Raw genomic sequence first — 22,210 nt, forward strand, 5'->3', positions numbered from 1 at the left:
CCGGCAAGCCGGGGCATAGAGCGCGCATTGCGCAAGCGCAATGCGTATTCCGGCGCAAGCGCCGGAATGGAATTCCGTAAACGGAATTCAAAGCGACACAATTCGCGCAAGCGCGAATTGTGGGTGATCGCGCAAGCGCGATCACTTGGCTGGCTGCGAGGGTGGGTGCATCGCGTGCGGGCCCTGTGTAGGGTCTGGGATTCCCAGTCACTACTCCCGCAAGGAGAGTGATGGGCCATCGGCCTGACGGGGTGTCGGCCTCACCATAGTGACGGGCTCCGCTGCGCTCCACCCGGGCTTCTCCCCCACTCTGGCGACAGACTGCGGCCCATCGTGGCCCTGTCGGCATACAGGGAAAACGGCTGTTAGTGGGTGAGATGGAGTCACGTATCGCCCTGGGGGTGCGGTTCTGGCGTGGGTGATGCATCACAGATGCTAGCTGTGTAGAGTCTGGGATAGAGACACCACTACCCTGGCCCACCACTCGCCGTGCCGGACTTTCTTTCTGGTTGCGCGCCGCATTCCGCGAAGAGGAGAACACGGGAATGGCCGTGAAACTGCGTGCCCATCAGATCGAGGCTGTTGCTGCCATTGTGCGTGGTCTCGATGTTCCGCCGGGTGGTATTCCCGTCGATGGTCTGCGTGGGCAGGTGCACGCGGCGTGCGGGACGGGGAAGACCATCATGGCGGCGGCGTCGGCCAAGCGGCTCGTGCCCCAGGGTCGCGTTCTCGTGCTGGTGCCGACGCTGGATCTTCTGACGCAGACCGTGCGGGCGTGGCGTGGGGCTGGGCATGCGGGGCCGGGGGTTGCGGTGTGCAGCCTCATCGATGACCCGGAGCTGTGGAGCCTCAGGGTGCGTTCCACGACGAATCCGGTGCAGTTGGCTCTGTGGCACGGCTCTGGGCCTGTGGTCGTGTTCGGGACGTACGCCTCGCTTGGGGTCCTGGCGGAGGCGTTCGAGGGTGTCTACGGGCAGCGGTTGGCGCCGATGGATCTCACGGTGGTGGATGAGGCGCACCGGACGTCCGGGTCGATGGGCAAGGCGTGGGCCGGCGTCCACGATCAGGGCGTCATCCCGTCGTACCGCCGGCTGTATCTGACGGCGACGCCGCGGATCTGGGAGGAGCGGCGGGAGCGTGAGGTGGCGGAGGGGGTGCGTGATCCGTTGCCGCGTGAGATGGCGGCCTCTATGGACGACGAGGCTGTGTTCGGGCCGGTCCTCTACAAGCTGTCGCTGGCGTCGGCTGTGTCGCGTGGGCTGCTGGCGCGGTACCAGATCATCGTCCTGGAACTTCAGGACCCGGTCGTCACGCCGGAGCGGCTGATGGGCGAGGAGCGGCACAGCGAGAAGGTCCGCGGGGAGCGGCTGGGTGCGCTGCAGGCGGCGTTGCTGCACACGATGGCGGAGCATGGTCTGTCGTCGTGCATCACGTTCCATCACCGGACGATGGAGGCGCAGGCGTACGCGGAGGGTTTGGGGCGTGTGGCGGCGAAGCTGTACGCGGACCGGCCGGAGAGGTACCCGGCTCGGGTTTGGGCGGACTGGCTGTGTGGCGAGCATGTCCCGGAGCGTCGGCGGGAGGTGCTGGGCTCCTTCGGGACCACGGTGCAGCGTGCTGTGCTCTCCAACTGTCGTGTTCTGGGTGAGGGTGTCGACATCCGGGCCGTGGACTGTGTGGCGCTGCTGGATCCCAAGGGGGCGCCGCACGACATCGTGCAGGCCATCGGGCGTGCGCTGCGTCAGAAGCCCGGTGAGGGCAAGCTTGCTTCGTTGATCGTGCCTGTTTTTCTCCAGCCGGGTGAGAAGCCGGAGGGCATGTTCACGTCGGGGTCGTATCGGCCGTTGGTGAAGGTGTTGGAGGGGTTGCGGGCTCACGACGAGGAGGCCGTGGAATTGCTCGCCATCCCTCAGGAGCCTCAGAAAAACTGGGTGCAGCCGTCTGTGAATATTGGTTCGGCACCCGGGGAGGGTGAAGAAGAATCCCGTCTGCTGCTTCGTTTCGCGGCTCCGCGTGACCCGGTGATGGTCGCCGACTGGGTGTCGTTCAACGTGATCGACACCGAACGCCAGGACTGGGCGCGCGGCTGGGCGAAGCTGAAGGCGTACGTCGAGCGGGTCGGGAACGCGCGCGTGCCGTACGGACACCGGGAGGGTGCGTTCCCGCTGGGGCAGTGGGTCGCGGAACAGCGACGCGCTTACGGGACTGGGGAGATGAACGGTCTGCGCGCTCAGCGGCTGGAGACGCTGGGCATGGTGTGGTCGGTGACCGATGAACGCTTCCAGGAAAACCTGGAAGCGGCGAAGGCGTATTACGAGGAGCACTGGACGCTGTGCGCACCCCGGACCGTGACGATGCTGGACCGGCCCATCGGGCAGTGGCTCGCGAACCTCCGCCGCCCCGGCGCCCTGGACGATCACCCGGAATGGAAGACCGCGCTGGAGACCGTGGACGCGGACTGGAACCCGACGTGGCCGGCCCAGTGGCAACGCCACTACGCCGTCGTACGGGAAATGCTCGCCGAGGAAACCATCCTCGCCTACGTCGAACCCGGGGTCACCGTGCACGGGATGGACATCGGGAAGTGGCTGGCCAAGCAACGTCGGCCCGAGGTGTGGGCCGCCCTGACCGACGGACAGCGTGAGCGATTGGAAGCCATCGGCGTTATCCCGCATACACCGGCACTCGAGCCGGAAGGCCCAGCCGCGTCGGTGACGGCCGCAGAACCGTCCACGACACCCATGGCGCCCTTTGAACGGGGCGTAACGGCTCTCGCCCAGTACAAGAAACGCACCGGGTCCGTAACCGTCCCCAGGGGCCACGTAGAACGGTTGGAGGACGGCAGCGAGGTCCGACTCGGAGTGTGGATCATGAACCAGAAAACACGCCGAGCCAAACTCGCGGCGGACAAACTCACCGCCCTCGCCGCACTCGGACTCGACTGGGCAGAGGCGTAACACCACCGGACAGAACCCGGAGCACCGACCACACCACCGTGCTCCTGAACGTCACCACCACACCCCCAGGACCAGCATCGTTGCCGCTGTCCACCGCCCGCACACGGGCACGGTGCCGCACGCGGAGCATGCTCAGCCACTGGTCGCCGACGGCGGCACGCCCACGGCCGCAAGCGGTGTGCCCCGCACGCGCGAGCAGAGCTCCGGCCGCGCCGATCCGGCCGCCGTCCGGGCCCTGCAGGTTCGCGACCACGTGCGCCTGCTTCTCGCTCACCTCTCCTGGATCCGGAAGGTCCGGCCTGCATCCGGACCGGCCCGGTCAGGGGAATGCCCGGTGAGCGCCCGCCTACATCCCCCCGAGAGGCGGGCGCTCACCGCTCTCCGGACAACACCGGCGGACGGCGCCGGGGGCGATGTGCGGGCAGCCGTTCTGCACGGTGGCTTCGATGAGGGCGAGCCGGTCCGGCACCGACGCTGCGGGCTCGACGAGTCACCGCGCCAGGTCGCAGCACCGGGTTGCGGCACTAACCTGTGGTGGTGACCGGAACCGAGCTGGATGAGTTGATCGTTGCCGACAGCGCGGCGCTGCGCGTGTGGTTGCTGAACAACCACACCATCTCCCCTGGCGTGTGGCTCGCCCTGACCAGGAAGGGCGGCTCCGTCACCACGCTGACCTGGCAGCAGGCGGTCGACGAGGCACTGTGCTTCGGCTGGATCGACGGCCAGGCCCGCAAGCGCGACGAGGAGAGTTCCTGGAGGCGGCTCACCCCGCGCCGACCCCGCAGTGTCTGGTCCCAACGCAACGTCGCCAACGTGGCCCGGTTGGAGGCGGCCGGCCTGATGCTGCCTGCCGGCCGCGCCGCGGTGGACGCCGCGAAGGCCGACGGCCGGTGGACGGCCGCCTATGCGCCCTCATCGGAAGCGGAGGTGCCGACCGACCTGCGAGCTGCGATCGCCGCCGACCCAGCGGCGCAGGCGATGTTCGAAGTGCTCACCAAGACCAACCGCTTCGCCCTCATCAACCGGGTCAATGCCGCCAAGCGGGCCGAGACACGCGCCCGGAAGATCGCCGAGTGCGTAGCGATGCTGGTCCGGCACGAGACGGTCCACCCGCAGCGGGCCAAGCCAGCGAACCTGCCGACATCGTGACCGGGCGTCTACCGGAACCAGGCCGTTTCTTCCGGATCGCTCCCGAGGGGCTGGGTGTCGGTGCGGCGTGGGAGAGTCCTGGGCATGACGATGCCGGAGGGCCCTGAGCGAGTACTGCCTGAGCTCGTCGGACGCGACATGTTCGACGCTGTCGTCATCAGGACCGAGTTCAGCGACGGCGAGTCGTGGAATGCGGTGGTCGGTGAGCTGTGTCGGCCATGGGGGCCGGACGACGAGCTTCCTGCAAGAGTGCGGGTGGTCGACGCGCCTGCTTGGTCGGGGGCGACAGCTGATGAGGTTCTTGCCGCGGTGGACGAAGACGAATATCCGGGACTCAGCGTCGCTGCTACTGTCCACGGCCCGCGCTTGGGCGTGGTGCCGCACGCGGAGCGAGCTCAACCACTGATCGTCGACGGCGGTAGGTCTGCGGCCGCAAGCGGCGTGCCTCGTACGCGCCGTGGGGTGTGGGGCGGCGTTCGGCTCGCGGTGCGGAAGCCGTGGTGGGCGCGCCAGGAAAGGACCGACCAGCGGGACTGGGCGGAGAGCAGGGAGCCCGTGCTCAGCCAGGAGGCGGTGGAGAGGAGGGAGAGGGCGGAGCCGATCGAGCCGGCGGACAGAACGCTGCCCACCGAACCGATCGAGAGGACGCTGCCGACGGAGCCGATGGACAGCACGGATCCGACGGAGCCGATGGAGAGTATCGATTCCTTCGAGCCGATCGAGAGGAACGATCCGCGGGGGCGTGGCAGGGTCATGGGGCCATCGTGTCAGGTGGGCTGGGCGGGGTGGGGGATCCGACTTGGCACAGTCGGCACAGCTCGCATGACGGCACGATCGCTGCGAGCGTCCGTGGCGTTCCGGCTGTGCGGTTGGCCGGTGATGGCACCCGCCCACGCACTGCGCCGGGCCCGACGGGTGGCCTTGCGGGACGTGTCGGGGTCTGTTCAGGTGCGGTGCGGCAAGGGAATCTCGAGCGCAGGGAGCGCACGGCAGGAGGTGCCGGGTGGGTGTCCGGCTGGCGAGCATCGGTCTGGGCCGACCGGCCTGATCCTTGTTCTGCCGAAGGAGTAGTCATGAAGCCCGGACGTCTCGGCGTCTACCTGACGGCCGCCGTCACCGCCCTCGGTGTCGCCCTGGTACCGCAGCCCAGCGCTTCAGCCGCGCAGACGGACTGTTCGTACACACGTAGCGGTCTTGTTCCGCTGAACGACCTGGGCACGGGTACGTACAACGGCCTGACCGGTGGTCTCTACCCGGGCGGCAGCAACGTCCGGCCGACGGCGCACACGAACGCCGGTGTGGACCTCGCGCAGAACCAGGTGCTGCCGCGCAACGCCTCCGGGCAGGTGGACCTGGTGAACGGCAAGGTCGTGCTGATCTCGATCGGCATGTCCAACACCACGCAGGAGTTCCAGAAGTTCATCGCGACGGCGAACTCGTACGCGAACCTGAACGGCAAGCTCGTGATCGTCGACGGTGCGCAGGGTGGCAAGGACGCCAGCGCCTGGGCGAACCCGGCGGACGCCACGTGGTCCGTGCTCGCGACCCGGCTGTCGAACGCCGGGGTGACTCCCGCCCAGGTGCAGGTGATGTGGCTCAAGGAGCAGTACGTCGGGGACAACCTCGGGGCTTTCCCGCAGGGTACGCAGAACCTTCGTGACTCGCTTGCCGCGATCTCCCGCAACGCGCGTGCGAAGCACCCGAACCTGGCACTCGGTTATGTCGCGAGCCGCATCTACACGTACAACCCGGCGCGCAGTGCGGGTGCCTATCAGCAGGGCTGGGCGGTGAAGAAGCTGATCCAGGACCAGATCAACGGTGCTTCGGACCTGACGTACGGTGCGGGTGGCGTCGCGCCGTGGCTGTCGTGGGGTCCGTACATGTGGGCGGACGGTCTGGGTGCGGACGGTGTGGCTGGGGGGACGCCGGGCCGCAGCGACGGTCTGGAGTGGGCGTGCTCGGACCTGGTGTCCGACCGGGTGCACCCGTCCGCGAGCGGTCAGCAGAAGGTCGCGAACCTTCTCCTGAACCAGCTGTCGACGGATCCGACGTCCACTCCTTGGTTCAACCAGTAGGCGGGGGAGCAGGGATCATGCCGCACATTGCCGTCCCGGCGCCGGTGCCGGGGATCCGGGGGCTGATGGCCGCCAAGCCGGCTTCGGGCCGCAGGCTCAGTGAGCTCGCCGAACAGTTGTTGCGGGGGCCGTCGTCGCTGACGGTGGCCGAGCGGGAGCTGATCGCCGCGTATGTGTCGTACCTGAACGAAACTCCTTACTGCACGGGATCGCACACGGCTGCCGCCGCGCATGCGTTCGGTGGTGACTACGCGCTGGTGCGGGCTGTCCAGCGTGATCCGGCGACGGCGTCGGTGAGCGAGCGGATGCGGGCCTTGCTGGCGATCGCCGGGAAGGTGAGGGGAAATGCCCGTGCGGTGACGGAGCAGGACGTCGCCGTCGCCCGGGCTGCGGGCGCGGACGACGAGGCCGTGCACGACACGGTGCTCGTCGCGGCCGCGTTCTGCATGTTCAATCGGTATGTCGACGGGCTGGCGGCGATCACTCCGGAGGATCCCGCGGTGTACGACCGGATCGGGGCGACGCTGGTGGCCGAGGGGTATCTGCCGCAGGCCGCGGGCTGACGCCGGCGGGAACGGTGTCCTGGGGCTCCGGTGGCCGCGTGCCACCGGAGCCCTTTGTCATGCGTCGGACGCAGCACTCGTGAAGATGCCCGGCGGGGCCGTTCGCGACCAGGATCGATGAGGGATTGTCTGTTCGGCTCGGGAGTGAGTGACTTTTCCTCGCGGGTGTTCCCGGCGGGCCGGACGGTCGCCTTCTTCCGGCTTGTATCGAATGGGGGAACAGATGTTGAACAGACGGCGGTTGCTGGCGATGGGTGGCGGTGCGGCGACGGCGGGTGGCGCGCTGCTGTGGTGGGGTCAGAGCGCGGCGGGTGCCGAGGCGGGTTCGTCGGCCGCTCCGGACGCCGACCCTCACGCTCATCACAGGGGTGGGGCGGCGCCGGCGTCGGCCGAGCCGACGGCGGGCACCGGTACGCCTCCGCCGTACACGGCGTTCTCGGAGAAGCTGCCGGTGCCGCGGGTGCTCAGGCCGGTGTCGTCGTTCGGTGACACCGATGTCTACGAGTTGCCGATGCAGCACGCGAAGGCGGAGTTCTTCCCGGGCCGTCCCACACCGGTGCTCACCTTCGGCGGGCAGTTCATCGGTCCGACGATCCGTGCCAAGGCCGGTCGTCGGGTGAAGGTGCGGTACGTCAACCGGCTCGACCGGGCGGCGACCGTGCACCTGCACGGGGGGCACGTGCCGCCGGGGAGCGACGGTTTTCCGATGGACCTGCTCGAGCCGGGCACGTCCCGGGTCTTCGACTATCCGAACCGGCAGCAGGGCGCGACGCTCTGGTACCACGACCACACGTGTTCCAAGGAAGCCGAGCACGTGTACCGGGGGCTGGCCGGGTTCTATCTGATCGAGGGCCGGGACGAGGCGGCGCTGGGGCTGCCCCGGGGCGCGTACGACGTGCCGATCATGATTCGTGACGCGCGTTTCGACGAGAACGGCGGCATGATCTTCGAGCCGAGCCCCATGCCGACGACGCTGCACGTCAACGGGCGGCAGACGCCCTACTTCCCGGTGGACGCGCGCAAGTACCGGTTCCGGGTGCTCAACGCGACGCTGCACCGGAACCTCGAGCTGGACCTGGGCGGTCTGGACATGGTGCAGATCGCCTCCGACGGCGGGCTCCTGCCGGAGCCGCTGCCCCGTAAGAAGATCCTGATCGTGCCGGGTGAGCGGGTCGAGATCGTGGTGGACTTCTCGGCGCAGGCCGTGGGCAGCAAGCTGGTCCTCAACGATGTGGCCGGCGGTGTCGCCGAGCCGGTGATGCGGTTCGACGTGGCCCGTCGGGCGTTCGACTCCAGCCGGGTTCCGGGACGGCTGCGTGAGCTGCCCGCGTTGCCGGCCGCGACGGTCGAGCGTGACGTGAAGCTGTCGTTCTCGCCGTCGGGCGAGGAATTCGCCATCAACGACAAGACGTTCGACCCGAACCGGGTCGACACTCGGATCGTGGAGGGCACCACCGAGATATGGCGGGTCACGAACACCGATCCCGCCGACACTCCGTTCGGTCCGGTCAACCACACCTTCCATATGCACCTGGTGCCGTTCCGGGTGCTCGACCGGGACGGCAAGCCGCCGCTGCCGGGCGAGAACGGGCTGAAGGACACGGTGCTGGTGCGGCCGGGTGAGACGGTGCGGGTACAGGCCACGTTCGGCGGCTACAAGGGCCGTTATCTGTACCACTGCCACCTGCAGGAGCACAGCGACATCGGGATGATGGCGCAGATGGAGATCGTCTGACGCCTCGTCGGAGCCGGTGCTGCCGGCCGTGCCGTCGTCGGTCCCGGTCCCCTCGTCGGGGGCCGGGACCGTTGTCGTCTCACCGTACGAGCGTGAGCTCCGAGCGGTCGAGGGCGGGCGTGGCGGGGCGGGGTGTGCGGCGGGCCAGCAGGGTGGCCGGGATCGACAGCAGCACCGCGGCCATGACCCCCGCGACGAACCAGCCGTCGGCGTCGTGCTCGGCCGCGTAGGTCGCTGCGGCGGGACCGATGGCGCCGAGGACGGCGCCGGTGACGGCGTTCGGCAGGCCGACGCCCAGGGCCCGGTTCTGCGCCGGGAAGATGTCGGTGAGCAGCTTGGGCAGGACCGTGGTCACGCAGACCAGGTAGACCACGCCGGAGCCGTAGGCGAAGAGCAGGCTGGTGAACGTGCCGGTCATCGTGAGGTACGAGACGGAGCCGGTCACGGAGAACAGGACGCCCGCGCCGACCAGGAGGCGGGTGGCGCCGATCTTGTCGGCGAGCAGGCCGATGGGCACGTTGAGGACCATCATCAGCGCCGTGGCGGTCACCACGGCCCACAGCATGGTGCCGGGCGGGGCGAGGCGGCCGCCGAGGGCGGGGACGACCGAGGGCCAGGTGCCTCCGACGGCGCCGCTGCCCGCGACCAGCAGGACGGCGAGCAGGACCTGGCGGCGGTGGGTGGACAGGACCTGGCGCAGTGAGCCGCGGTCGCGGCGGGTACGGACCTCGCGTTCGAAGACCTCGGTCTCGGCGAGGCGGCTGCGCAGCAGGAGCAGGACGAGGCCGAGCAGGCCACCCACGAGGAACGGCACCCGCCAGCCCCAGTCGGCCATCGTGTCCGGGCCGAGCGCGGCGGTGAGGACGGCGCCGAGGAGAGAGGCGGTGAACGCGCCCGCGCAGGTGGTGAGCGAGAACAGGCTGCCGTAGGTGGACTTGCGGTGGTCGGGGGCGACTTCCATGAGGTATGTGGTCGCCGCGGGCCATTCGCCGCCGTGGGAGATGCCCTGCGCCATGCGGGCGAGGAGCAGCAGTACGGGGGCGAGCAGGCCTATGTGGGCGTGGCCCGGGGTGAGGCCGATGAGGAGTGATCCGCCCGCCATGAGGGAGACGGCGAGCATGAGGGCGGGGCGGCGGCCGCGGCGGTCGGCGTAGCGGCCGAGGAGGATGCCGCCGAGAGGGCGCATGAGGACACCGACGCCGAGGACGGCGAAGACGCCGAGGAGGGAGGTGAGGGCGTTGTCGGAGGGGAAGAACTGAGCGGCGAACAGCGGCGCGAACAGGCCGTAGCCGAGCCAGTCGAAGGATTCGATGAAGTTGCCGACGACGGTGGCGGTGACCGCGCGGCGGTGGTCCTTCTTCGGAGGGTGCGCAGACATGGTGGGCCGTTTCTCGGTCGGCGGTCAGACGGCGGCGGCGTAGCCGTGGGCGGTGATGCGCCGGCCGGCTTCTTCGTAGTAGTCGGGGGCGGTGGGCAGGGCGGTCGCCAGGCCGCTGACGTAGCGGTTGTACATGCAGAAGGCGGCGGCGATGAGCACCGTGTCGTGGAGGTGGGTGTCGGTGGCGCCGGCGGCGCGGGCGGCGGCGATCGCCGCGTCGGTCACCGGTACGGCTTCGGCCTGGACCTCGGCGGCGACGCGGAGCAGCGCCCGTACGAGGGGGGTGAGGTCGGCGCTGTCGGGGTCGTGCCGCACTGCCTCGACCAGGGCGGTGCCGCCTTCGAGCTGGGCCGCGGCCGCGGCACCGTGGGTGTCGGCGCAGAAACGGGTGGCGTTGAGCTCGGAGACGTACGCGGCGATCAGTTCGCGCTCGCCGCGGGTGAGGGGCGAGGGGCCCCGCAGCAGGCTGTCGGCGAGGTCGTTGAGGGGGATGGCCGTGTCGGGTCGGTCGGTCATCAGACCGCGAATGCCCGGGAGGTCGTTGGCGAGGGTGATGTGCGGCACCGGTGGGTCCTTAGCTGGTCGGGGCGGAGGTCGCGGCCTCATCCTGGGCATGTGAGGGCGATGGTTGCCAACTTCCCATGTGCCAACTTGAGTTGATGCCGCTCTCTGCCGCGTGGGCGGTGATCCGTGCCGGGCGGGGTGTGGGCGGAGCGGGGCTCGGCCGGTGGGGTCAGCGGCGGTTGCGGCGGGCCTGTTTGCTGACGGCCTTCCATTGGCGGCGGGTGTCGGCCATCTCCGCCGGGTCCTCGCGGCGCCTGCGGTAGGCGATCTCACCCTGGAGCTTGTGCCAGGTGGCAAGTCGGGTGGTGGGCAGCGTGCCGGCGCGGGTGGCCTCCTCGACCGCGCAGCCCAGGTCGCCGTCGTGGCCGCAGTCGGTGTAGCGGCAGTACGGGGCGAGGGCGGCGATGTCGGTGAACACGTCGTCGACGGCCGAACGGCCCGCGGCGACTTCGAGGGAGCGGATGCCGGGGATGTCCAGAAGGACTCCGCCGGAGGCCAGCAGGTGCAGGCGGCGGGTGGTGGTGGTGTGCCGACCGCCGGACCTGCCGATGCTCGCGACCGCCTCGCTGGTGCCTTCGAGGGCGTTGAGCAGCGAGGTCTTGCCCGCGCCCGAGGGGCCGAGCATCACGGCTGTCGTGCCGGGGCCGAGGTGCGCGCGGAGGGTGTCGAGGCCCTCGCCGGTGCGGACGCTGACGGGCAGGACGGGGATGCCGGGGCTGAGGTGTTCGGCGGCGGCGGCGTCCCGCGCTCCGCCGTCGTCGGTGGTGTCGCTCTTGGACAGGACGAGGACGGGCTGGGCGCCGCTGTCCCAGGCCATCACGGAGAGGCGTTCCACCATGGCCGCGTTGAGGCCGCCGGCGAGGGGCACGACGATCAGGACCGTGTCGATGTTCGCGGCGAGGACCTGGCGGCCCTGGCCAGCGGAGCCCGCGCGGGTGAGGACAGCGCGTCGCGCGGCGACCGTGACGACCCGGCCGCCGGGGCCGAGTTCCACCCAGTCGCCCGCGACCGGGGTGAGCGGCAGCGTCGGGGCGATGTCCGCCGTGTGGGCGGTGAGGGTGCCGTCGGAGGTGGCGGCCAGCACCTCGCAGCGGGTGCCGTGGTGGACCACGACGCGGGCCAGGGCGGTGCCGGTGGCCGGGTGGGGGTCGCCGTCGGTCCAGCCGAGGTGGGTGAGGGCGGAGAGGGGGGTGAGGGTGTCGGTCACGGGGTGTCCTCGGTGATGAAGCCGGTCCAGGTGCGGCGCAGACGGTCGCCCGCCGTGGTGTCGACGCGCTGGACGGCGTGCATGGTGTGGGAGCGGAAGACGACGAGGCGGTTAGGGCGGGGCAGGATCAGCGCCGGGTGCCTGGCGGAGTCCACCAGCGCGGCACCGTCGGCGGCGTCGGCGCGGGACTCCTCGTCGAAGACGGCCAGGCCGCCGCCCCAGTCGCTGTCCCAGGCGCGGTGTGTGAAGTACACGTACGCACCGATGCGTCCGGCGCCCGCGTCGTTGTGCCAGCTGAGCCGGGACCCGGCCGGGTAGCCCCAGGCGCTGAGCGTGAGCGAGAGGTGTTCGGCGCGGCCCGGCGCGGCGAGCAGGTCGAGGTGGGCCGTGATCCGTTCCTTGACGGCGCGCTGCCACCTCGGTGTGTCGTCGGCGTTCCGCGCGAGTTCCTGGCGTTCCTCGCCGCCCCGGTAGGCGAAGCCGTCGTACACCGGGTCGATCGTGCTCAGGACGGGCTTGAGGCTGATGCGGGTGAACGCCTCGGCGGTGGCCTCGAAGTCGGCGGCGGGCAGCAGGTCGTCGATGACAATGTACCGCTCCCCCGCGGAGTGCACCCGCGCGTCCGGGTTGGTGGCCGGTGCGTCGAGAAGGCTGGAGAGGTTCATACGGCGGTTTTCCTTCCGGATCCGGCCAGGCGGGCAGCGGGGACGCACAGCACGACGAGCACCACGCTGATGCCGAGGAAGACGGTGTCGTAGTGGTCGGCGAACAGGCCGCCGAGGAGCATGCCGACGGGCACCCCGGCGGCGTTGACGAAGTTGTCGACGGATCCGAGCCGGGAGATGTACCGCTCGGGGATCTCGCTCTGGTACGCGGTGTCCCAGACGATTCCGCAGGCGGCGGTCGTCAGCGCGCACAGCGCGAACGCGGCGCCGAGGACGGCCGTCGGCAGCTGGTCGCGCAGGGTCAGCGCGACGAACTGCAGGACCGCGCCGAGGGTCACGACCACCGAGGCGGCCTTCCACGGGTGCTGCTTGCTGGTCGACATGACGGCGAGGGAGCCGAGCAGGGAGCCGATGGCGAGGCAGGTGGCGAGGACGGACCAGGCGCCGGTGCCGCCCAGTGAGTCGACGGCGATGACCGGGCCCGCGACGGCGGTGAGGCCGATGCCGAGGGAGACGACGAACCACAGGGCCATGCCGAAGGAGAACCACGGGTAGCGGGCCATGATGGCGAAGCCCGCGCGGAAGCGGGTGTCGGGAGTCCCGGTCGGGTTCGGCTCGGCGGGCGTCCCGGTCGGGGTGGGGGGCGTCTGCGCCGGCGCCGTGCGGCGGGCGGGGGTGTGCAGGCGCGCCAGGCGGAGCAGGCAGATCAGGTTCACCGCGAACGACAGCACGTCCAGCCCCAGGATCCAGGAGAAGCCGGCCGTGCCCATCAGCACGCCCGCCAGGACCGGGCCCAGCAGGAAGCTGACGTCCGCGACCAGCGACAGCAGCCCGTTCGCCCGCTGGAGCCGGTCCTCCGGGACCAGTTCGGGGATCAGGCCGATCTGCGCCGGGTTGTACAGCGCGGTGCCCGCCCCGTACAACGCCGCGGACAGGCACAGGTGCCAGCTCTGCAGTTGCAGTGGGCTGATCACCACGACCGCGAGCGTGCCCTGCGCCACCAGGCGCAGTACGTCGGCGCAGATCATCACCCGGACCCGGTCGTGACGGTCCGCCAGCCGGCCGCCGGTGGCGACGAGGAGGAAGCGGGCCGCCCACAGGGACAACAGCACCCAGGTCAGCCCGGCCGCCGAGTGGGAGATCTGGTAGGCCGCCAGCGCGAACGCGACGGGCACCGGCGCGTCGCCGAGCCTGGAGACGACGTGGCCCGTGAAGAACGTCGCGAAGCGGGGCTCGCGAAGCGTCGCGGCCTGGTCCTTGAGGGTGGCGGTGGGCACGGTACGGGTCATCCTTCGCAGATCAGGAAGTCGTGGCGGGCCCCGAACGCGAGCAGTGCGCGCAGCTCGGCGTCGGGCAGGTCGCTGTCGGCGGCGAGCTGGTCGAGGGTGAGGGCGCCGCCCCGGGCGAGCAGGGCGACGGTGCGCTCCAGGCGGCGGTCGAGGCGGATGCGCCGTCCCATCGTGGTGACGGTCAGATGCTCGTCGCCCGTGGTCACGTACGGGGGGAAGCGGCTGGCCCAGCGGATCCTGGTGGTGGCGCCGATCTCGCCGGTCAGGGCGCTGCGGAGGGAGGCGCCGGGGCGGCGGTCGGGCCGCAGGGCGAGGCGGCCCGCGAGGTAGTCGAGCTGGTCGGGCCGGTCGGGCCGGTCGGAGTGGGCTCGCGGGGTGGGGGTGGTGCCGGTGGTCGTGGCGACCAGGGCGCGGGCCGCGCTGATCTCCTCGCGGACATCCGCGAACGGCTCGTACCCGACGGTCAGATGGACCGTCAGCTCGCCCGTGCCCGAGACCCGGTGCGCGGTGTCGCGCGGCACCGACAGGCACATGCCCGGGGTGAGGACGCGGTCCAGGCTGCCGGGGGCGAGGCCGCGTGCGCGGGCGCCGACGCGGCTGTCGACCTCCCAGTGTTTGGTGCCGAGCAGCTGGAGAATCAGCGCGTCGTGGTCGTCGCTGTGCACGTCGAAAGCGGAGTTCGCGCCCGCGGTGATGTAGCAGTTGACCCAGGCGCGGGCTCGCAGCTGGTACTCGAACGCCTCGCAGAGCAGCATGATCCGCTCGTCGAGGGCCTCCAGGTGGCTGATGACGAGGGTCGCGCCGCGCTCGACCGCGCTGTGCAGATAGCCGGGGACGAGGGCGGTGTGCAGGATCTCGCCGTCCCCGACGCGGGAGCGCATCCAGCGGCTGCGGTCGACCTGGCGGCCCGATTCGACGAGCCGGAAGTTGGTGGCGAGCGCCCCGGGCCGGGCGAGCGCGGACCAGACCCCGGCCAGCAGGGCCTCGCATACGGCGTCCGCGCCCTCGGCGGGCTCGTGGAGGCGTACGCCGCCGGCTGGTGGGAGCTCGTCGGCGCCGAGGCCGGTGAGGAGGGCCTGGGCGTGGGCGAAGGCGTCGAAGGGGGCGGGGGCGGTGGGCACGGTCGGGGTGGTCGGGGTGGTCATCGCGCGATCACCGCGCCCGTGGTGTGCAGGGTGCGGGCGATCCGGTCGCGCTCCGCCGCGTCGAGCGCGGACGGCATCGCCGCGGCGAGCCGGTCGAGCGTGAACGGGGCCGTGGACGTGGTCGCCTCGGTCAGCCGGGCGAACGCCTCGGCCTCCACGCCGGGGACCGTGAGGGTGCGGCCCCGGGCCACGAGGATGCTGCCGATGCCGTCCGGGTGCGGCACGGCCGCGAGGACGCCCGGCCGGGCCCAGCGCAGCTGGGAACCGCGGGCGGGGGCGGTGCGGGGCAGCGCGGCCTGGTGCGGTCGGCCGAGGTGACCGGTGGTCCGCAGCCGCAGCTGGGTCAGGGTCAGCTCGTGAGCGACGCGGGCGAGGAGAGGGGATCCCTCGGAACCGGGCACGGAGGCGGGGGTGGGCACGGAGGCCGGGGTGGGCACGGGGGCCGGGGCGGGCACGGGGGCCGGCGCCGCCGGGGCTCCCGCGGGCACGAGGGGCTGCGCCGCGGGGAGCGTCGCGGGGGCGTGGCCGCGGGGGGTCAGGAGGGATTCCGCGGTGGCGAGGAGGGCGTGGGCCGGGGGGTAGGGCGGGAGGGGGGCGGGGGGCGGGCTCGCGCGCCAGAGGGCCTCGGTGATCAGGGTGCGCGTCTTCGCGGGGTACAGGGTCAGGCCGAGGAACGCCGACGGTCCCAGGTTGCGGAACACGTGGTACGTGTCCTGCGGGATGCACAGGAAGTCACCGGGCCGCAGGAGGTAGCGCTCGGCGGTGCCGAGGTGCTCCTCGATGTCGAAGGTGATGCGGCCGAACGACGGGTTCGGTGTGATGCCGGAGGCGTCGAACGGCTGGTCGTGCCAGACGAACACCTCCTTCGGGCTCGGCCCGAGGTGGAAGATGAGGGACGGCTCGGAGTCCTTGTGGATGCCGAACGGGGTCCAGCCGGAGTGGGCGACGAAGGTGTACACGTCGGTGCCCGAGACCAGCTCGTGGACGCCCTCCGCGTCGAGTTCGCCGACGATCCGGGCGACCTCGGCGGCCAGCTCGAGGTTCCAGGCGGATACGTCGTTGACGGCCAGGCACTCCTCGTCGGTCTCGGCCGTGCGGGTCAGCCAGTCGACGGCGCGCTCGTCGTCGGCCAGCGGCGTGGTCACGAGGCGCTGGGTGAGCCGGTAGTCGAACGCGCCCGGGCGGAAGGCCCGAAGGCGCAGCTCGCCGGGTGCGTGCCGGGTGGCCGTGCGCAGGCTGTCGTCGATCAGCCGGGCGAGGTGTCCGGGGTCCGTGACCAGGCCGGGGAGGAAGACGGTGCGGGTGAGGTCCGGGGCGTGGGCTGCCGCGAACGCCTTCCAGCTCTTCGTGTCGATGCTCATCCAACTCACCACTCGTTCGGGGAAAACGGCCGACGCGGCCGGTGCCCTCGCTCGGGACTACCGGCCGCGTTGCGGTGCGGGCCTCAGTGGCCGACGTCCTGGCGCGGACCGAACTCGGCCTCGAAGTCGAAGTTGTCGTCCTCAAGGATCTCCATGACCAGGTTCTTGTCGTTCTCCATGGGTGCATTTCCTTTCCGTTTGATTTCTTGGATTCTCTGGGGTTCCGTTCCCTCAGCTGTCGGGTGCGGCTGGGGGAGTAATTCTGTTGGAATCGAGCGGGTCCGTCCGGCAGGGATTCGTTTGCTTTCCGGTCCGTTCTGGAAATGACTCTGGCACGGCTTCGAGAGGGTTGTCAGCACTTTTCGATGGCACAGAACTGCCTGGCATTGTTGTGTCAGACGAGGCCGCTGCGGGCGGCTTCGAGACCGAGCTGGAAACGGCTGCGGGCGCCGAACTGCTCGGACAGCTGGGAGATGAGCCGGCGTTCGCTGCGCAGCGAGATGCCGAGGCGCCGGGCGGCGGCCTCGTCGGTCAGCCCGTCCGCGAGGTGGCGGAGCAGGGCCCGTTCCTGGGGGGTGCAGCCCGTCGCGCCGGGCGCGGGCGTTCCCGGCAGCGGTTCGGCCGCGTCCCACAGCTGTTGGAACAGCGCCCGCAGGCCCGCCAGCGCGCCCGGCTCGCGCAGCAGCACGACGCCGTCCCGGGGTTCGGCCGGGTCGAGCGGGAGGGCGGCGTCCGATCCGTCCGCGAGGCTCAGCCGCACCGGCAACGACGGCAGGACCCGGACCTCCGCCCCCGTTGCGGCCGGGCGTCGCAGGCCCTCGGGTGGGTCCGTGGCCAGGATCCGTACCCTGACGCCGCGCGTCGCCGTCTCCCGCAGCAGGGGCAGGTCGAGCCGCCACGGGTCGTCGGTGTCGGTGTCCGCCGCCGGGGCGGGTACCAGGGCGAGGAACTCGACGGTGGCGCGGGCGGCGAGGTCGGCCTGTGTCCTGCGGACGGCCTCGGAGCCGGCGAAGCGCTCCGTCCCGCCCCCGGGCAGCGGTTCCCGGCCCAGCGCCGTGTAGTCCGTGAGCAGGTCGGCGACCGCGGCCCGGGTCGCGTCGATCTCCAGCTGGGTACGGGCGAGTTCCGACTGTCTGCGTTCCAGCAGGGCGCCCAGTCCGGAACGGGGCGGCACCAGCCGGCCCGGGCCCGGTGCGTCGTCCGCCGTCGCCGAACGCAGCAGCGCGAGGTCGGCAAGGGTGTCGAGGGCCCGGGTGACCGTGTGCCGGTCGGTGTCCAGGGCCGTGGCCAGCCGGTCCACGCCCCAGGCCGGGCGCGCGAGCATCAGCCGGTAGACGGCCTCCGTGGCCGGATCCAGTCCGAGAACCTCCAGCATCAGAAACCCCCCTGAGTCGTCTGCGGGTACCGGGCACATGCGTGCCACGGCATGTTCGTGGCCGGTGCCGGCCCTGGGACCGGCCGGGTGGGTGCGGCACACTCGGTGCGTGCACCTCGTCGAGTTCGCCCTCACCAAGCCGCCGGATGCGCCCGAGGCGTCCCACGACGCGCTGCTGGCAGCCCTGTGGGCGGTGTGCGGGCCCGACGACGGCGTGGAGCACGTCCGGGTGCACACCAGCCGGGCCGGTGCCCGGGGCGCGGCGTTCCTGCTGGCCCCGGACGGCGCGCACGCCGTCCGGCGGTGTCGCGCGGTGTGCCAGCGGGCCGTGGAGGGCTCCCCGGTGCTGCGCGGCTGGCGGCTGGTGCGGCCCGCCGCCGTCTGAGAGCGGGCGGTCCGGACGGGGCCTCGCGGGGCCGGGCCTCGGAAGGCAGGGCGGCGCGACGTGATCGCAGTGCTACGACCACCTGCCGAAGTCTCCGCGTTTCGCGAGCTGTTCCTTGCCACGTCCTCATTCTTGGACTAGCGGACGGCGGGACGCTTCTCCCTGTGTGCGGAGCTGCGGACCCGGCGCGGGGCGAGGTCCGCACGCCAGGAGTTGGCCGCCCGGGCCACCGCTCCCGACGATGGGGCGTTCCGTAACGCCGCCGAGACGACGAGGACCTACCGGTGCCCCACATCGAGATCACCAACGACCTTCCCGGCATCAGCGGGCTGATGGCGCAGCGCCCCGACACGGGCAGGGTGCTGTCCGCCGTCGCCGAGACGCTGCTGCGCAGCGGCCCGTCGCCGCTCTCCCGGGGCGAGCGCGAGCTGATCGCCGCGTATGTCTCGCACCTGAACCGCACCGACTTCTGCGCCGACTCGCACGGCGCGTTCGCCGCCGCGCAGCTCGACGGCGGCGCCGAGCTCGTCGCCGCGGTGCGTGCCGACGTCGCCACCGCACCGGTCTCCCCGCTGCTCAAGGCCCTGCTCAAGGTCGCGGCCGAGGTTCAGGCGAAGGCCGCGCCGGTCTCGGACGAGGCGATCGCGGCGGCTCGGGCCGAGGGCGCGACCGACACCCATCTGCACGACACGGTGCTGATCACCGCCGCGTTCTCGATGTTCAACCGGTACGTGAACGGGCTCGCCACCGATGTTCCGGCGGACCCGGCGTTCTACGACTTCGCGGCCGAGCTGATCGTCGAGAACGGGTACGGCGCCGCGCTGGCGACGTGACCCGGGCGGGTTCCTCCCAACCGGCCGGGCCCGGCCCGGCCCCGTTCAGTTCCGTCCTGTCTTCTCCTGTCCTGTTCTGTCCCGCCGGTTCGTCGTCCGAGGAGGCGTCATGGGGTGGACCACCACGCACGTTCCCGACCAGAGCGGCAGGACCGCGCTGGTCACCGGTGCCTCCGCGGGCATCGGCCTCGAGACCGCCCGGGTGCTCGCGGCACGCGGGGCGCACGTCGTCCTCGCCTGTCGCGACACCGAGCGGGGCCGCGCCGCGGCCGAGCGCGTCGGCGGCAGCACCGAGGTCGTACCGCTGGACCTGACGTCGCTCGCCTCGGTGCGGCGGGCGGCCGGGCTCGTCCGCGAGCGGCACCGGCGGCTCGACCTGCTGGTCAACAACGCCGGGGTGATGTTCCCGCCGTACCGGCGTACCGAGGACGGCTTCGAGGCGCACCTGGGCGTCAACCACCTCGGGCACTTCGCGCTCACCGGGCTGCTGCTCGATCTGATGACCTCGGTGCCCGGCTCCCGGGTGGTGACGGTCGCGAGCCTCGCGCACCGGGTCGGCTTCGGCCGCCTGGACGAGGCGGCGGCCCGGTCCTCGACCGGCCGACGCTCCATGACCGCGTACGGGCGGTCGAAGCTGGCGAGTCTGCTGTTCGCGCGGGAGTTGCAGCGCCGGCTGGCCGTGGCCGGCGCGGCCACCGTGTCGGTCGCCGCGCATCCCGGGCTCTCGCCGACCGCCCTGTGGCACGGTGATCCGCCCGCTCTGGCGCGGCCGCTCGCCGCCGCGGGGATGCGGTGGCTGGCCCAGCCGGTCGAGGCGGCGGCCCTGCCGTCGCTGCGTGCCGCCGTCGATCCGGCGGTGCACGGGGGCGCGTACCTCGGCCCCTCGGAGCGGTTCGGCGGCCGCGGCGCGCCCGAGCTCGCCCGCTCCAGCCGGGCGGCGCGGAGCGGGGCGGAGCAGGGGCGGCTGTGGACGCTGTCGGAGGAGCTGACCGGGGTTCGGTACGTGTGCGAGCCCGCGGTCCTCGAAGCACCCCCGTCGGCGGCGGAAACGGCGTCCGCACCCGCTGTCGTGGTGTGCCCGGTGACGGGTGCGCGGGCATGAACGCGGGCGCGGGTGTCGACCCGGCGGTCGAGGAGAGCCGGCGCGCGGCCGAGAAGAGCGTGACGGGTGAGGAGAGCGTGACGGCCGAGGTGGGTGTCGCGGCCGGGGTGGGTGCCGGCATCGAACGGCCGGAGCGGTTCCGGCCGGTGGCGGCCTGGGCCTGGATGTGGCGCAGCTTCGACATGGAGCTGCCGGACGTCACCGGCGCGGCGTGGCGGACGGGGCCGGACACCGAGGTCTCCTCGGCCCGCGCGGCAGAAGCCGCCGCGTACGCGAGATACGTCGCGCACGGGCCCTGGTAGCGGGGCGGGGCGGGGCGCGGCGCGCTGTCCGGTAGCGCGGCGGACCGGCTGCCGGGCGCGGAACGGGTCGGCGGTCGGCCGGGGCGGTACAGCCCGTGGGCCGGGCCCCGGTCGGGGTGCGACATGCCCTTGCGGCGGTCGAAAGCGCGTTCTTCCGGGGTGACTTCCCGAAGTCGGGATTCCGGCTTCCTCCATCGTGCTGCGTGCGTCTCCTGAACGGTGTGCGGGGGCGGGGCGGGCCTAGCGTGGCGCCACGACACACCCCACCCCCACGTCTGGAAAGGCGACCCGCCATGGCGCAGACCGCGCAGCGGCCCGCTCCGGTCCGGTCCCGGCCGCAGGAGCGGCCGGCCGGGAAGTCCGGCTCCGATGCTCGCAGCTCCTCGTTCTTCTTCAACGGCCATGTGCCGCGCCGCCGGGCGCTGGTGATCGGTGTCAGCGCGCTGTTCGGCTTCGCGCTCACCGTGGTGTGGTCGGCGCAGTTCGTCGACAGGACCATCGGCGACACGATCGCGGACACGCTGCTCGGGCATCCGGCCAAGGGCACCCCGATAGCGGGCGCGGTCGCCGGACTCGTGTTCGCTCTGGTCACCGGTGTCGCGGGGACGTTCACCGCGTGCAACGTGGCCGTGTTCAGCGCGCTCGCCCCGCTGACCGGCTCCCGGGCCACCTCACGGCGGGGCCGGATGGCCGCCGCGCTGCGGCCGCTCGGCCGGCTCGCGCTCGGCGCGGTCGCGGTGTCGGCGGTGTACGGCATGATGGTGGGCGTTTTCGGTACGGGCATGCCGCAATTCGACGAGAGCCAGGGCGGTGGCGGGTTCTCCGGGCGGCTGATCCAGGCGATGGTGGTCTACGGGCTGCTCGGCGCGGTCATGACGTACCTCGGCCTCGCCGCCGTCGGTGTGGTGCGCGATCCGCTGGCGCGGCTCACCCGGGTGTGGCCGGACGCCCCCATGCTGTTCATGGGCGGGCTGATCGGCGCGTTCCTCATCGGGCGGCCCTTCCCGCTGTTCCGCCAGTTGTTCCGGGACGCCGCAGCGAGCCGCAACTCGTTGTACGCGGGCCTGGAGTTCGCGCTGCAGAGCCTCGGCAACATCCTGGTGATGGGGCTCGTGTTCCTGCTGGTGACCGGCTTCTTCGGCGACCGGCTGCACCGGTGGCTGACCCGGCGGCCGAGCCGGGCGTCGGCGCTGATGGCCGCGGCGTTCATCGCGGCCGGGGTGTTCCTGGTCCTCTACTGGGACGTGCGGATGCTGGCCCGGCGTGACCTGATCTGGTACCCGTTGGCACCCTGGGCCGCCTGAGCGGCCCGCCGAAACGAGGGAAAGGCCCGGCCGGAGGAATCCGGCCGGGCCTTTCCCGTACCGCGCCCGCTCAGGCGGCGAGGGCCGCGGAGCCGGTCGTGGCGATGGCGGCGACCAGTTCGCCGGCGGCGTCGACGATGTCGATCGAGGTGAGCTCGGGCTCGTCCAGGACCGGCACGAGGTCCGCGAGGAGCTGGGCGAAGCGGCCGTCGTTCTCGTACGTCATCGCCAGGTCGCCCTCCCACAGGGCGGCGCGGACGCGGCGGGCGGTGAGCATGCCGTCGCCCGTGGTGGAGGCGAGGAGCAGCTCGGCGACCCGGCTCTCCAGCGGGGTCGGCGCCCAGGCGCCGGCGCGGAAGTCCGCGATGAGCACCTCGACGCGGCCGCGGGCGAGGTCGATGGCAGCGGGCTCCAGGAAGAAGGGGTTGCTGAGGTGGGTGGGGACGGGGGCGGCCATGGTGGTCCTCTCGTGAGACGGGTGTGGGTGACGCCATGGGGGTGTCACCCGAGGCCGGCCGCGGTGCGCAGGGCGGTGGCGCGGTCGGTACGCTCCCAGGTGAAGTCGGGCAGTTCGCGGCCGAAGTGGCCGTAGGCCGCGGTGGCCGCGTAGATCGGGCGGAGCAGGTCGAGGTCGCGGACGATCGCGGCGGGGCGGAGGTCGAAGACCTCGGTGATGGCCTGTTCGATGAGGTGGAGCGGAATCTCCTCGGTGCCGAAGGTCTCGACGAAGAGGCCGACCGGCTCGGCCTTGCCGATGGCGTACGCCACCTGCACCTCGCAGCGGCGGGCGAGGCCGGCCGCGACGACGTTCTTCGCGACCC

At 71.7% G+C, this 22,210-nt stretch carries 21 protein-coding genes and 1 pseudogene; 11 read left to right on the forward strand and 11 right to left on the reverse strand.

Translation table 11 applies throughout. The features are described from left to right. Positions 1-545 precede the first annotated feature (545 nt). From IE311_RS35540 to IE311_RS37425, 3 genes and pseudogenes are all read left to right on the forward strand, one after another. Entirely contained in the window at positions 546-2,957 is a 2,412-nt protein-coding gene (locus IE311_RS35540; protein ID WP_189836032.1) for a DEAD/DEAH box helicase, read from the forward strand. Between the two features lie 534 nt (positions 2,958-3,491). Continuing rightward, entirely contained in the window at positions 3,492-4,106 is a 615-nt protein-coding gene (locus IE311_RS35545) for a YdeI/OmpD-associated family protein (protein WP_229902372.1), read from the forward strand. 138 nt (positions 4,107-4,244) lie between these two features. After that, positions 4,245-4,427, forward strand: a pseudogene (locus IE311_RS37425) (DUF6924 domain-containing protein); the annotation flags it as partial. Between the two features lie 74 nt (positions 4,428-4,501). On the opposite strand, the gene IE311_RS35550 reads toward IE311_RS37425, so the two are convergent. Continuing rightward, complete coding sequence (locus IE311_RS35550; RefSeq protein ID WP_229902373.1) at positions 4,502-4,861, reverse strand: hypothetical protein; 360 nt, start codon at positions 4,859-4,861, stop codon at positions 4,502-4,504. Between the two features lie 318 nt (positions 4,862-5,179). Between IE311_RS35550 and IE311_RS35555 the strand changes: the two genes are divergently transcribed. The 3 genes from IE311_RS35555 (at position 5,180) to IE311_RS35565 (ending at position 8,479) form a co-directional block, all read left to right on the forward strand. Continuing rightward, the gene (locus IE311_RS35555; RefSeq protein WP_189836034.1) at positions 5,180-6,181 is read left to right on the forward strand and encodes a hypothetical protein; all 1,002 of its coding nucleotides are present in this window, start codon (positions 5,180-5,182) and stop codon (positions 6,179-6,181) included. Positions 6,182-6,198: 17 nt separating this feature from the next. Then, positions 6,199-6,744, forward strand: coding sequence for a carboxymuconolactone decarboxylase family protein (locus tag IE311_RS35560; protein WP_189836035.1), 546 nt, complete (start codon positions 6,199-6,201; stop codon positions 6,742-6,744). Between the two features lie 223 nt (positions 6,745-6,967). Further along, positions 6,968-8,479, forward strand: coding sequence for a multicopper oxidase family protein (locus IE311_RS35565; protein ID WP_189836036.1), 1,512 nt, complete (start codon positions 6,968-6,970; stop codon positions 8,477-8,479). 79 nt (positions 8,480-8,558) lie between these two features. Here the strand turns inward: IE311_RS35565 and IE311_RS35570 are convergent, their stop codons facing one another. The 8 genes from IE311_RS35570 to IE311_RS35605 form a co-directional block, all read right to left on the reverse strand. Next, complete coding sequence (locus IE311_RS35570) at positions 8,559-9,857, reverse strand: MFS transporter (protein ID WP_189836037.1); 1,299 nt, start codon at positions 9,855-9,857, stop codon at positions 8,559-8,561. Between the two features lie 24 nt (positions 9,858-9,881). Further along, entirely contained in the window at positions 9,882-10,421 is a 540-nt protein-coding gene (locus IE311_RS35575; RefSeq protein ID WP_189836038.1) for a carboxymuconolactone decarboxylase family protein, read from the reverse strand. A 169-nt stretch (positions 10,422-10,590) separates the two neighbouring features. Next, positions 10,591-11,628, reverse strand: a complete 1,038-nt coding sequence (gene rsgA / locus IE311_RS35580) for a ribosome small subunit-dependent GTPase A (protein ID WP_189836039.1) — start codon at positions 11,626-11,628, stop codon at positions 10,591-10,593. Continuing rightward, positions 11,625-12,293, reverse strand: a complete 669-nt coding sequence (locus IE311_RS35585) for a 2OG-Fe(II) oxygenase (RefSeq protein WP_189836040.1) — start codon at positions 12,291-12,293, stop codon at positions 11,625-11,627. Before IE311_RS35585 ends, rsgA begins: the two co-directional genes overlap by 4 nt. Beyond that, positions 12,290-13,570 (reverse strand): MFS transporter, encoded by a 1,281-nt coding sequence (locus IE311_RS35590; protein ID WP_189836041.1) that lies wholly within the window; start codon positions 13,568-13,570, stop codon positions 12,290-12,292. Before IE311_RS35590 ends, IE311_RS35585 begins: the two co-directional genes overlap by 4 nt. Positions 13,571-13,578: 8 nt before the next feature. Further along, the gene (locus tag IE311_RS35595) at positions 13,579-14,727 is read right to left on the reverse strand and encodes a JmjC domain-containing protein (RefSeq protein WP_189836042.1); all 1,149 of its coding nucleotides are present in this window, start codon (positions 14,725-14,727) and stop codon (positions 13,579-13,581) included. Then, positions 14,724-16,088 (reverse strand): hypothetical protein, encoded by a 1,365-nt coding sequence (locus IE311_RS35600; protein WP_189836043.1) that lies wholly within the window; start codon positions 16,086-16,088, stop codon positions 14,724-14,726. The genes IE311_RS35595 and IE311_RS35600 overlap by 4 nt, the downstream gene beginning before the upstream one ends. A 394-nt stretch (positions 16,089-16,482) precedes the next feature. Beyond that, positions 16,483-17,463 carry a LuxR family transcriptional regulator gene (locus IE311_RS35605; protein ID WP_189836044.1) on the reverse strand — a complete coding sequence of 327 codons (981 nt, stop codon included), beginning with the start codon at positions 17,461-17,463 and terminating at the stop codon, positions 16,483-16,485. Between the two features lie 109 nt (positions 17,464-17,572). On the opposite strand from IE311_RS35605, the gene IE311_RS35610 reads away from it, so the two are divergent. From IE311_RS35610 to IE311_RS35630, 5 genes are all read left to right on the forward strand, one after another. Further along, on the forward strand, positions 17,573-17,848 hold the full coding sequence (locus IE311_RS35610) for a hypothetical protein (protein ID WP_189836045.1): 276 nt from the start codon (positions 17,573-17,575) through the stop codon (positions 17,846-17,848). Between the two features lie 284 nt (positions 17,849-18,132). Continuing rightward, positions 18,133-18,681 (forward strand): carboxymuconolactone decarboxylase family protein, encoded by a 549-nt coding sequence (locus tag IE311_RS35615; protein WP_189836046.1) that lies wholly within the window; start codon positions 18,133-18,135, stop codon positions 18,679-18,681. Between the two features lie 109 nt (positions 18,682-18,790). Next, positions 18,791-19,783 carry an oxidoreductase gene (locus IE311_RS35620; protein ID WP_189836047.1) on the forward strand — a complete coding sequence of 331 codons (993 nt, stop codon included), beginning with the start codon at positions 18,791-18,793 and terminating at the stop codon, positions 19,781-19,783. Beyond that, positions 19,780-20,085 carry a hypothetical protein gene (locus IE311_RS35625; protein WP_189836051.1) on the forward strand — a complete coding sequence of 102 codons (306 nt, stop codon included), beginning with the start codon at positions 19,780-19,782 and terminating at the stop codon, positions 20,083-20,085. The genes IE311_RS35620 and IE311_RS35625 overlap by 4 nt, the downstream gene beginning before the upstream one ends. A 293-nt stretch (positions 20,086-20,378) precedes the next feature. Then, entirely contained in the window at positions 20,379-21,389 is a 1,011-nt protein-coding gene (locus tag IE311_RS35630) for a hypothetical protein (RefSeq protein WP_189836048.1), read from the forward strand. 70 nt (positions 21,390-21,459) lie between these two features. On the opposite strand, the gene IE311_RS35635 is transcribed toward IE311_RS35630, so the two are convergent. Both IE311_RS35635 and IE311_RS35640 read right to left on the reverse strand, forming a co-directional pair. Beyond that, the gene (locus tag IE311_RS35635) at positions 21,460-21,846 is read right to left on the reverse strand and encodes a hypothetical protein (RefSeq protein WP_189836049.1); all 387 of its coding nucleotides are present in this window, start codon (positions 21,844-21,846) and stop codon (positions 21,460-21,462) included. Positions 21,847-21,890: 44 nt separating this feature from the next. Beyond that, positions 21,891-22,210: methionine adenosyltransferase domain-containing protein (locus tag IE311_RS35640; RefSeq protein WP_189836050.1), on the reverse strand; the 320-nt coding region annotated here is incomplete at its 5' end.

Origin of the sequence: Streptomyces zaomyceticus, assembly GCF_014656215.1 — a bacterium.
GTDB classification, from domain to species: domain Bacteria; phylum Actinomycetota; class Actinomycetes; order Streptomycetales; family Streptomycetaceae; genus Streptomyces; species Streptomyces zaomyceticus.